The 11,321-nt window shown below is 39.7% G+C and carries 11 protein-coding genes and 1 pseudogene; 6 read left to right on the forward strand and 6 right to left on the reverse strand.

Features of this window, described 5'->3' with window-relative positions; all coding sequences use genetic code 11:
- Positions 1 to 56 precede the first annotated feature (56 nt).
- From GXZ13_02645 to gyrB, 5 genes and pseudogenes are all read right to left on the reverse strand, one after another.
- Positions 57 to 302: a KH domain-containing protein gene (locus GXZ13_02645; protein NLX74737.1), complete on the reverse strand. Its 246-nt coding sequence runs from the start codon at positions 300 to 302 to the stop codon at positions 57 to 59.
- Positions 303 to 313: 11 nt separating this feature from the next.
- The gene (gene rpsP / locus GXZ13_02650; GenBank protein ID NLX74738.1) at positions 314 to 574 is read right to left on the reverse strand and encodes a 30S ribosomal protein S16; all 261 of its coding nucleotides are present in this window, start codon (positions 572 to 574) and stop codon (positions 314 to 316) included.
- 115 nt (positions 575 to 689) lie between these two features.
- A pseudogene (gene ffh / locus GXZ13_02655) lies at positions 690 to 2,061 on the reverse strand (signal recognition particle protein).
- A gap of 11 nt (positions 2,062 to 2,072) precedes the next feature.
- The gene (locus GXZ13_02660) at positions 2,073 to 2,408 is read right to left on the reverse strand and encodes a DUF134 domain-containing protein (protein ID NLX74739.1); all 336 of its coding nucleotides are present in this window, start codon (positions 2,406 to 2,408) and stop codon (positions 2,073 to 2,075) included.
- A 124-nt stretch (positions 2,409 to 2,532) separates the two neighbouring features.
- Positions 2,533 to 4,467 carry a DNA topoisomerase (ATP-hydrolyzing) subunit B gene (gene gyrB / locus GXZ13_02665; GenBank protein ID NLX74740.1) on the reverse strand — a complete coding sequence of 645 codons (1,935 nt, stop codon included), beginning with the start codon at positions 4,465 to 4,467 and terminating at the stop codon, positions 2,533 to 2,535.
- Positions 4,468 to 4,819: 352 nt separating this feature from the next.
- Between gyrB and GXZ13_02670 the strand changes: the two genes are divergently transcribed.
- Entirely contained in the window at positions 4,820 to 6,007 is a 1,188-nt protein-coding gene (locus GXZ13_02670) for a hypothetical protein (protein NLX74741.1), read from the forward strand.
- 36 nt (positions 6,008 to 6,043) lie between these two features.
- Here GXZ13_02670 and GXZ13_02675 read toward each other — a convergent pair whose 3' ends face one another.
- A complete protein-coding gene (locus GXZ13_02675) occupies positions 6,044 to 6,268 on the reverse strand; it encodes a hypothetical protein (GenBank protein NLX74742.1) in 225 nt (74 codons plus the stop codon).
- A gap of 235 nt (positions 6,269 to 6,503) precedes the next feature.
- Between GXZ13_02675 and GXZ13_02680 the strand changes: the two genes are divergently transcribed.
- From GXZ13_02680 to GXZ13_02700, 5 genes are all read left to right on the forward strand, one after another.
- Entirely contained in the window at positions 6,504 to 7,640 is a 1,137-nt protein-coding gene (locus GXZ13_02680) for a DegT/DnrJ/EryC1/StrS family aminotransferase (protein ID NLX74743.1), read from the forward strand.
- 71 nt (positions 7,641 to 7,711) lie between these two features.
- Positions 7,712 to 8,401 carry a zinc metallopeptidase gene (locus GXZ13_02685; protein NLX74744.1) on the forward strand — a complete coding sequence of 230 codons (690 nt, stop codon included), beginning with the start codon at positions 7,712 to 7,714 and terminating at the stop codon, positions 8,399 to 8,401.
- A 154-nt stretch (positions 8,402 to 8,555) separates the two neighbouring features.
- Positions 8,556 to 9,875, forward strand: coding sequence for an RNA methyltransferase (locus GXZ13_02690; GenBank protein ID NLX74745.1), 1,320 nt, complete (start codon positions 8,556 to 8,558; stop codon positions 9,873 to 9,875).
- A 17-nt stretch (positions 9,876 to 9,892) separates the two neighbouring features.
- Positions 9,893 to 11,086: a PASTA domain-containing protein gene (locus GXZ13_02695; protein ID NLX74746.1), complete on the forward strand. Its 1,194-nt coding sequence runs from the start codon at positions 9,893 to 9,895 to the stop codon at positions 11,084 to 11,086.
- On the forward strand, positions 11,086 to 11,321 hold a 236-nt coding region (locus GXZ13_02700), incomplete at its 3' end, for a ribulose-phosphate 3-epimerase (GenBank protein NLX74747.1). The genes GXZ13_02695 and GXZ13_02700, both read left to right, overlap by 1 nt.

Below are 11,321 nucleotides of genomic sequence, written 5' to 3' on the forward strand. Positions count from 1 at the left end.
CCTTTATACCGTGAGTGCCAACAATTTTCCCTATAATGGTTCTTGCAGAATGTTTATCAGTCTTCTTTGACATCCACATCAACTTTTTCGCCGGACTTGATTGAAGCTGCCTTTGCCACATGACGTATAGCATTAATCGTAGAACCTTTTTTCCCGATAACTCGGCCTATGTCTTCTTGTGCAACTTTTATTGTGAGCAAAATAGCTCCGAAATCATTCCGAGTTTCAGTGACGATGACTTCGTCAGGAATGGTGACAAGCTTTTTGACGATAAGAGTTACAAGGTCAACATAATTAGGCATATTTTTCCCGCCTATTCCGTAGCCGGTGCGTCATATACTCCGGCTTTTTTAAGCAATACTTTGGCTGTATCTGAGGGTAAAGCTCCATTTTTAATCCAAAAGACTGCGCGTTCGGCGTTAACCTTTATCTCTGCCGGTTCTGTCAGAGGATTATAGGTTCCGAGTATTTCAATAAAACGGCCATCTCTTGGGGATCGTGAATCAGCCACGACCAAGCGATAAAAAGGAGCCTTCTTTTTCCCGTGTCGGGAAAGACGAATACGAACTGCCATTGTGTAAACACCTCCTGTGTTGTTTTCTCTGAGGATTTTTCCTCTTTTATATTGAAATCGGTATTGTTTGTTGTCCGACATCAAAATAGCTTATTTAGTTTACTTGTTTTTTTATTTAAAATTTTAAAAAAGGATTTCTTCCTTTTAGCCCACCCATTCCGGGAGGCATTTTAAATCCGCCTTTATTGCCTGGCATTTTCCCAATACTTTTCATCATGCTTTTCATTTGGTTAAACTGTGCCAATATTTGGTTAACCATTTGTACGGAAGTGCCGGAACCATCTGCAATTCTTTTACGTCGGCTCCCTTTAATTATGTCCGGTGAATTACGCTCTTCAGGAGTCATAGAAAGAATTATCGCTTCTGTATGTCTAAGTCTCTTTGGGTCAAGATCTGCATTTTTGACTGCATTGGCCATACCTGGTATGGGAAGCATTTCAAAAACTTTTTCAAGAGGGCCCAATTTTTGTATCTGACGAAGCTGAAGCAGCATGTCTTCTAAGGTAAATCTATTTTTTTTTAATGTTATCGGCTATGCGATTTAGATCTGCTTCTTCTGTTGCAGATTGGACCTTTTCCAGCAATCCCTGGATATCTCCCATTCCCATAATCCTCTGAGCCATTCTCCGCGAATCAAAAACCTCAATATCTTCTACTTTCTCTCCGCTACCGGCAAGTTTTATGGGAACTCCGGTACTTGCGCGGATAGCTAAAGAAGGCCCCCCTCTTGCATCTCCGTCAAGTTTTGTCAACACTACACCCGTCAGTTTCAGGCGTTCGTTGAACTCAGTAGCCACATTTACTGCTTCCTGTCCAGTCATAGAATCAACTGCCAATAGAATTTCTTGAGGGGACATGTTCCCTTTCATTTGTTCTAATTCTTGCATAAGAATATCGTCCAACTGCAAGCGTCCGGCTGTATCAAGGATTATTACGTCACATAAACGTTCTTCCGCGTATCTCTTCGATTTAAGGGCAACTGAGAGAGGATCTGTTTCCCCTTTTTCAGGGCCAAAGAAAGCGACGTTAGATTTCTCTGCAAGGACTCTAAGCTGTTCGACGGCGGCGGGTCTCTTGAGGTCGCAAGCGACAACTAATGGCTTATGCTTTTTTGATAGCATCTTGGCTATTTTGGCTGTAGTAGTTGTTTTTCCCGAACCTTGAAGCCCAACCATCATATAAATCGTAGGGGATTTCGATGAGAACGTAAGAGGTTCAGTTTTATCCCCCATTATAGAGATAAGCTCTTCGTAAACTATTGTGTGTATAAGCTGTGCAGGCGTTATCGAATCCAAAACTTCTTTGTCTGTAGCACGTATTCTTATTGCTTCAACTATATCTTTCACAACTTTGTAGTTTACATCAGCTTCCAACAGGGCTCTTCTTACCTCACGAAGGGTAAGTTCAATGTCTTCTTTGGATAATTTGCCCTTATTTCTAAGCGATGCAAAAATATTCTCGAATCTGTCTTTTAATGAGTTGAACATTTATAAACTCCTTATTTAATCAGCAGAGATTTAATTTGATTGTAAAAATTACTGGGAATACAATCTTTATTAATTTCAAGTAATTTTTTTATCTCTGCTATTCTGCTATTTTTTTCCAAAAGCCTTAATGATATTTCATAGTTTTCCATATGTTCTCTTGCTCGTGTTAGAAGGTCGTGTACTCCTTGTCGAGAAACACCTATTTTTTCTGCCGCTTCTGAAAAAGAAAGGTCCTGTAAAAGGATCATTTCACAAGCAGCATACTGTTTTTTAGATATAAGCGAACTGTAAGAGTCAAAAAGCAACCCGTCTCTGATGCGCTGTTGCAAGGTGTTCAGTTCAGACATAAAAATTCCTCCTATTGGGCAACTTTGGTATTATATACAGCAAAGAAACGTCTGTCAAGTAAAATCCTTGACAGGCGTTTCTGAGAATTGATTCTTGTTAAGATTTTATATATCTATTTATATATTATATATCTAAGTTTTGGACTTCTTTCCCGTGTAGTTCGATAAATTCACGTCGTGGAGCTACTTGGTCTCCCATTAGGATTCCAAAGAGTTCATCTGCTTCGACTGCGTCCTGTACTTCAACTCTTTTAATAATTCGACTTTGTGGATCCATTGTTGTTTCCCAAAGTTGCTCTGCATTCATTTCTCCCAGCCCTTTATAACGCTGGACGTCTATTTTTTTCCCTATCGTATCTTCCTGAAGGTCTTTCATTTCTTTTTCTGTGTAGCAATAATGGATCTCTTTGCCTATCTGTACTCTATAAAGGGGTGGTTGTGCGGCGTAAAGAAAACCATTTTCGATTATTTCCGGCATATAGCGGAAGAAAAGGGTAAGCAATAGTGTTCTGATATGAGCTCCGTCGACGTCGGCATCAGCCATAATAAATATCTTGTGATATCTAAGCTTATCTCTGTCGAAATCATCTCCTATCCCACAACCGAGAGCAAGAATGATGTTTCTTATCATTTCGCTGCTTAAAACTCTTTCAAGGCGAGCTTTTTCTACATTTAATATCTTGCCTCGGAGAGGAAGTATTGCCTGGAATTCACGGTTTCTCCCCTGTTTTGCACTGCCTCCAGCACTGTCTCCTTCAACTATAAAAATCTCGCAGTCTTCCGGATTTCTGCTTGAACAGTCTGCTAATTTTCCAGGAAGGGATAGCCCAGACATCGCTGATTTACGTCGGACAAGATCCTTGGCTTTTTTCGCCGCTTCTCTCGCTTGTCTGGCTCTTATTGCACCCTCTACAATTGGTTTAAGTATTTCTGGACGTTCATCAAAAGCTTCTTTTAACCCCTCATAAACCAATGAGTCAACGATACCTTTGACATCTCCGTTCCCAAGTTTTGTTTTTGTTTGTCCTTCAAATTGAGGTTCCATAACTTTTACAGATATGACAGCGGTTAGTCCCTCTTTCAGATCATCTCCAGACAAGTTTTCATCCTTTTCTCTGAGCAGATTTAGCTTGCGTGATTCGTCATTTACTGCACGAGTAAGCGCCGTGCGAAATCCTGCGACATGGGTTCCGCCCTCTATTGTTTTTATTAGATTTACGAAACCATGAAGACGTTCGGCATATGTATCATTATAGAGTATCGCTACTTCTACAGCAGTCTTATTTCTTTCTCCATTTATAACTATAGGATCTTTAAAGAGAACATTTTTCCCTTTATTAATGTAGTCAACGAATGCAGATATCCCCTCTGGATAATGATAAGTTTTAAGTTGTGGGTCTTCCTGCCTTAAATCTCTAAAATTTATTGTTATGCTTGGGTTAAGAAATGCAAGTTCCCGGAGGCGTCCTTTTAATATGTCGGCTTGGAATTCAATGGATGTAAAGATTTCTTTGTCCGGCATGAAACGTATTTTAGTGCCTCGGTTTTCAGTATCGCCGACTATCTCAAGCTCAGTCATTGGGACACCACGCTCATAGCGCTGATGGTGTTCTTTCCCTTCGCGCCATATTGTGAGTTCAAGCCATTCAGAGAGTGCGTTTACAACAGAAACACCAACGCCGTGCAGTCCTCCCGACACCTGGTAGGATGATTTGTCGAATTTTCCTCCGGCATGCAGTACCGTCATAACTACTTCCGCTGCAGATTTACCTGATTCGTGCATCCCTGTTGGAACACCGCGTCCGTTGTCGACTACAGTTATACTTCCATCCTCATTTATAGTTAAGTTTATTGTGTCACAAAAACCGGCTAGAGCTTCATCTATAGAGTTATCTATAACTTCGTATACAATGTGGTGAAGTCCACGTGACCCTTGATCTCCAATATACATGCCTGGACGTTTTCGTACTGCAACAAGTCCTTCAAGGACGTGTATGTTTTTTTCGGAATAGTCTGATTCAGGGGCGAACGTGTTGTTTGTGTTGTTTGGAAGATCCATGTTATCCATATATTAAAAACTCCTTTTTTAAATTATCGATTTATTATATAGAGAAAGTTGGCGTTTTTTTAATGTGGTTGGAGTGAAGCAAGTTGTAACAACGCTTCCATCTTTTTTGATTATCTTTGTCTCGTTAGAGCTACGAAATAAAGCAATAACGTTTGCCAAACAAATAATGTTTTCGCCTTCGAGGGGAATAAACATTTTAATTCTCCTATCTGTCTCTTTTAACCTTATAATTATAACATTACTTGATTAGTAATTGTTAAGGCGTATCAAAAAATGAAACATATTTCAGAACATTGTTGTATTAGAAGCGGATCTGTTTATACTAAAAGAGGGGTGTATTTGCTTGAGCAGTATTTATATTCTTACAAATTCTCCCGGAGAAGTATCCGGGTGGGTAAAGCCGGTCGCTTCTGCTCTTAATAAAACAAATATAAATGCCCATGTTATTCTTGTTACTTTGCCCTGTACCTACGCAAGCGGTATGGAAAAGATTTATGGCAAGGAACTTATTGGGATAGATAGGGCTTTCTCTTTCGCGGAAGTTTTAAAGACAGCTACTCCCGACACGAAAAAAAATATTGTTTTACAGCTTGGCGGAGACCCGATGTATGGAGCACTGTTGTCTCTGAGGTTAAGGGGCAAATGGTTAATTTATACGTCTCGTCCCAGGTGGCGTTTTTTTGTGGATCATTTTTTTCTTCCCGATTGCACGGCTCTTTCGCGATTCGTAAAAAAGAAAATATCCCCAACAAAATATACTCTTTTAGGTAATCTAATGTTTGACAGCGTTCCTGAATGTGAATGCGATTCAGAAATAAGACGAAAATTTTCTGTAGAGCAAAAAGAAACTGTAGTATCACTGTTGGCAGGAAGCAGACCATTTGAATACTACGAAGGGTTCAGTTATTTTATAAGCGTTGCGAAAAAAATTTTGAGCGAGACTGATATATCTCAGGTTTTTCTGCCAATTGCACCGACAGTAGATGAGAAAATACTTCATGAGGGACTAATGCATTACGGAATTAAGTGGAAAGGTGATATCGCTGAGGAAGTATTATGGGATGGGCCGGGCAGAATTAGATTTATAAGGGACAATGTTTTTGAGGCAATAAAAATTTCAAAGTTAGCAGTGGCCTTCCCTGGGACAAATAACTTACAGGTGGCTTCTTTAGGGGTTCCGCTTCTTGTGGTCGCCCCTCTTAATTACGCAGAAAATATTCCTCTAGACGGTCTGCCTGGACTGATTCCACTCTCTGTCCCAGGAGCAAAGAAAATAAAAAAGAAATTGGTAATGTGGTACAATTCACGTGTAAAATTTGTTTCTTTGCCTAATAGAATATCCGGGGAAAACATCGTTCCGGAGCATCGGTACGCCATGACCCCGGAAATGGTGGCAAATCTTGCTATTGAACTACTGCAATGTCCCCAGAAGTTAGCTGAGATACAAGACAAGTATAAGCTTCTTTCTTTTGAGAGAGGAGCAGCAGAAAAACTGGTTGCATTTATAGTTGATTTTTTAGAAAATAAATAAGATGAATTAAAAAGGTACTAGTTCTCGTATCTCGTATTAGGAGTTTTTTCTAAGCTTCTCATCTTCAACAGCGATTTCGTCGAGATACATGTTCCATATGTAGAAAGCCAAGATGGCAGATAGAGTGCCAATAACAAGCCCAGAAATAATCATTAGTGGACGGCCACGACCAACAAGATATCCACCAAGGCCTCCCAAAGAGTACCCAAAAGCAATAAGGGTGCAAAATGATAGTATTAAGACAGAGATCCTTTTTTTCATTCACTGATTGTAGTAGTAAATAAAAATATGTCAAAAGATGTTCTTGTACCAAGTTATTATATTAAGGGTATATGTTGATTATTTAAGAGCATTCAAAAGTGACAATTGTTTATCAACACGAACAAAACAGCATATTTGAGAATTTTAAATTACAAAACACAATTTTTGTTTTACAGACTTCAAAATATTACAATAAAATTCTAATCATTTATTAAATCAGGAAGGCAGTGAAGAAATGTCAGAACAGAAAAAAATTCCGTCATTTGATTTATCGAGAAACTACCAGAGAGTTAAAGAAGAAGTGCGAGTAGCTATCGATAGGGTCTTGGATACGCAAGAATTTATATTAGGCCCAGAAGTGGCAACTCTCGAAAAAGAAATTGAAGCATATCTTGAAGTAGAGAATGCAATTGGTTGTGCTTCTGGAACAGATGCCTTAATTTTGGCGATGATGTCTCTTGACCTTGAAGAGGGAGACGAAGTAATCACCACACCGTTTACGTTCTTTGCTACAGCAAGCTGTATCACAAGAACAGGGGCAAAACTTGTTTTCGCAGACGTAGAACAAGATACATACAACTTATCTCCTGAGTCTGTATTAAACAAAATAACAGCTAAAACAAAAGCCGTAATTCTTGTTCATCTTTTTGGACAAATGTGCCGCATTGAAGAATTAAAAGATGAGCTGGCAAAGAGAAACATAAAATTAATAGAAGACTGTGCTCAAGCTATAGGGTCACATCGTGTAATAGAGGGAAAAATTTGTCGTGCAGGAACAGTTGGAGACATAGGATGTTTTTCTTTCTTCCCCACAAAAAACCTAGGGTGTTACGGAGATGGTGGGATGGTCACTGTTCCTCATAATTCACAAGTAGCTGCACGTATAAGACGCCTACGTGTACATGGAGCCGGCAAAACATATTTTCATGAAGAATTTGGAATAAACAGTAGACTTGATGCTATACAGGCTGCAATTTTACGTGTAAGACTACGCCACTTGGAAGAGTGGAACGAAGAGCGGCGTTTAGTTGCAGAGCGCTATAAACTTCTTTTCGGAGAAAAGGGGCTTCTTGAGGTTATTAAAACTCCAATAGAAGAAGATGGGAACAGACATGTGTTTCACCAGTATGTGGTGCGAGCCGAACGTAGAGATGAATTACAGAGCTTTTTAGAAGAGAGAAATATAGTAACCAGAGTATATTATCCGTTACCACTTCACTTACAAAAGTGTTTTGCATCCAGTGGCTATAAAAAAGGAGATTTCCCCGTTTCAGAGATGTTAGCAGAAGAAGTTTTAGCTCTTCCGATTTTTCCTGAACTTTTGCCAGAAGAGCAGGAGCGTATTGTAGAGGAAATTGCGAAGTTTTACTGAGACAGGAAGCAGCTGTTTAAGTTAGAATATTGGTAAGATTCTAGCTTTTAGAAAAATGGAGGCAACCGTCTATGATGTATCCTTTTTTTGATTCAACTATGATTTTTCTTATTCCGGCCTTACTTTTTTCAATGTGGGCTCAATTTAAGGTTAAAAGTGCTTATTCCAAATATAGTGAGGTTAGATCTCAAAACGGAGTAACGGCAGAAATTGCATGCCGCGAAATGTTGAATAGATTTGGATTGGCAGAAGTTCCCATAGAAAGAGTGCCGGAAGAATTAACTGACCATTATGATCCGAGAGCAAAGGTTTTACGCCTTTCTGATTCTGTGTTTGGAAGTCCGAGTATCGCAGCAATAGGCGTGGCGGCTCATGAAGTAGGGCATGCCATACAAGACAAAGAGGGATACTCGATGCTTCGTATCCGCAACTCAATTGTTCCTGTCGTTAACATAGGTTCTATGTTATCAATGCCGCTCTTTTTTTTAGGGATACTGCTAAGTTCGCTTAACTTATTGAATCTCGGAATAATTATGTTCTGTTCAGTTTTAGTCTTTCATTTAGTAACTTTGCCTGTTGAATTTGATGCCAGTGCAAGAGCCTTGAAGAATCTTTCTGATACTGGGTTGCTTGTAGGCGGTGAGATAAAAGGAGCAAAGTATGTTTTAGACGCGGCTGCACTGACATATGTAGCTGCGTTGGTAATGACAGTTTTACAGCTTGTTAGACTTATAGCTCTTCGTGGCTCTCGCAGAGACTAGAAAATAGTGTACAATTGAAGGAGGTGGCGGAAGCTACCTCCTTTCTTTATTTAAAATAAAACTGGAAGATATAGAAATTAAGAAGCATAATTAGGGAAATTATAATAATGAGGATTATTTTGCCAAGCGGAACCTATAGAGGTGGTTGTTTTATATGAGAGGGATAGAGGCCGTAATTCATATTTACGGTGAGATAAAAGAGGGCGCTTTTGCGGCAGAAACTTTAAGAAAGACATATTCCGAAATTGTTCCCAAGGATAGGGTTTTAGCCGCAACTTTAATGTACTGTACGCTAAGACGATTAAGCTTATGGAAGCACCTCATGATGAGGTATTGCAAACGCGATACCAGAGAACTTGATTCTATTACAGCTGACGCTTTGTTGGTTGGAATAGCGGGTATAGTTGAGCTACGCTATTTTGCTATTCCAGTGCTCATAAATGGGATAGTTCAAGCGATAAAGAAACAGGGCAATGAAAGGGATACGGCACTTGTAAATGCGGTTCTTCATACCGTAGCAGATGAAGCCGGTGCGTATCTTGATGAGCTTAAAATGAGTAGTGCGCTAAGAGATCAAGCTCTCTATTGGGGTGTACCAGGTTGGGCCGCAGCTCAGTGGGCAAAAGATTTGTCTATAGCGGAAGCCAAGAAAATCGTTTATTCAAACGGAATGAAGACATATCTTTCTCTTCGCCTTTCAAACGGAACAGACAGAGAGGCGTTCTTAAAAGAATACAGATCTACAGGCAGAAAGGCTTGGGCTTCTTCTTTTCTTGAATCCTCCATTCGTACACCGGAGAATCCCTACCCAGTTAACCTTATAGGTTATAGAGAGGGCAAAATTACGCCACAAAGTGAGTCTTCAATGCTTGTAGGAGAAGTTCTTTGTAATAAAATAAAAGAAGGCCCTCTGCTTGATATGTGTTGTGGCAGAGGAGTAAAGACGGGACAAATAGCAAGTATCATGCCAAAGTTGCAAATTGAGGCATGGGACCTTTCAGAGCCAAGGATAAAAGCCGCTCAACTTGAAATGAAAAGGCTGAAAGTAGAAGATAGGATTAATTTTAAAGTTGGAAATGCGTTAACTCTTAATCCTGACATTACACCTAAGGCCATATTATTAGATGCTCCTTGCACCGGAAGTGGTACATGGGGTAGACATCCTGAAAGCAAATGGTACTGTACACCGGAAATGTTAACAGAAGCCGCAGAGTTACAGGTTGAATTGCTTAAAAGAGCAGTTTCCCTTATTGCGGCAGAGGGAGTTATTGTGTACAGTACATGTAGTCTATTTAAAGAAGAGAATGAAAAAGTTGTGGCTTCTGTGATGGCAGAACATCCAGAGCTTATTGAGATACCACTTGTTAAAAAAAATCGGTTTATTACTAAAGGCAGACCGTATGGAACTGTAATATGGCCTGGATTACCATGGGTGGACGGTTTTTACATGGTAATCCTTTCAAAACGAAAATAATCGGGAGGAATTTTTTAATGGGTAAAATGCATCGTTGGGTTGTTATTGTCGCTTTTTTAATAATTATCATTTGTGGTTGGATTGCAGTTAGTACAATTTTTATGGAGAAGAAAGACATCGTCGTTCCGTCAGTGGTTGGCACCCAACTTATTGATGCCGTCGACTTACTGCAAAGCCGTGGATTATTAGCGAAAGTTGACAAAATTGATTCTCCTGAACGAGCAGATACTGTCATATCCCAAAACATACCTGAAGGTGTAAAGGTTGCGAAAGGGAAGGTTCTTCTTATAAAAGTAAGTAAAGGCGGTTCAATAGTGCCGATTCCCGATGTAAGGGGAATGAAATTTGAAGAGGGAATTAAAAGATTGAGTGAAGCTGGTTTTAAGGTAGATAAGGTTATGAGAGTAACAGATAAATTAAAGCCGGCAGGATCTATAATTGCACAAAATCCCGCGGCTCCGCAAACTGTAGCTGCGAACGCAATGGTAAGTATTATTGTTAGCTTAGGAAGCGATGGAGAAGGTTCTTTTGTTTTGGTGCCGGATCTAATAGGGCTGGATATTGAATCAGCTAAGAAAGCTATAGAGAAGAGCGATCTTTCTATTGGTGTCACGAATGAATCTCCTTCTGCTTCTACTTCAGAAGGAACTGTCTTGTCAACATCTCCTAGAAAAGGAGCGAGCGTACCGGCTGGTACTACCATTAATATTACGGTTTCAAGAGCCTTAAGGGCAAATGAAATGAGCAGTGAACGGCCGCCAATGGACAATCAGAATAAAGAGCGAGAAGAGGTAGTTCGTAAGATTGTTATCAAAGAGTCTGCACCAGTTAAGATTCCTCTTAAAACAGACTCAAACATTCCGGCAGACAAAAAAACCGAGTTAAAAGTTGTAGAAAAAGGTGCTTCCGTAGAGTTGGTTCCTGTTTCATCAGAGAAAACAAATAAATCGGAATCAGAAGCAAAAGTAGAAACTTTGCTTACAGATGCGAATAAACAAAAGAAAACAGCTAAAATAAGGTATCAAACTCCCCCCTTGAGCAAGCCTCTTTCTCTAAAAATTGAGATGAGAGACTCATCGGGAATAAAAATAATTAAAGAAGGCACTGCAAAAAGTGGTGAATACATTTCATTAGATGTACCATATATTGGAGCCTCTACGGTAATGATAACGCTTGGAGGTGATTTGGTTTGGCAGGACCGATTCAATTGATGGATTTAAAAAAAGAGAAACCCGCACTAATAGCTGCGTCTTTATTGTCTGCGGATGTTTTGAATATGCAGAGCAGTATTGAAGAGTTGTGTGGAGAAGAAGATTGGTTGCACCTTGACATAATGGATGGACACTTTGTACCCAACCTTTCTTACGGCCCTTCTTTATTAAAAGCACTCAGAAAAGAATATAAAGATGCTTTTATAGATGTCCACATCATGGTAGAACCGGCAGA

This window comes from Synergistaceae bacterium (assembly GCA_012728235.1).
GTDB lineage: Bacteria > Synergistota > Synergistia > Synergistales > Synergistaceae > JAAYFL01.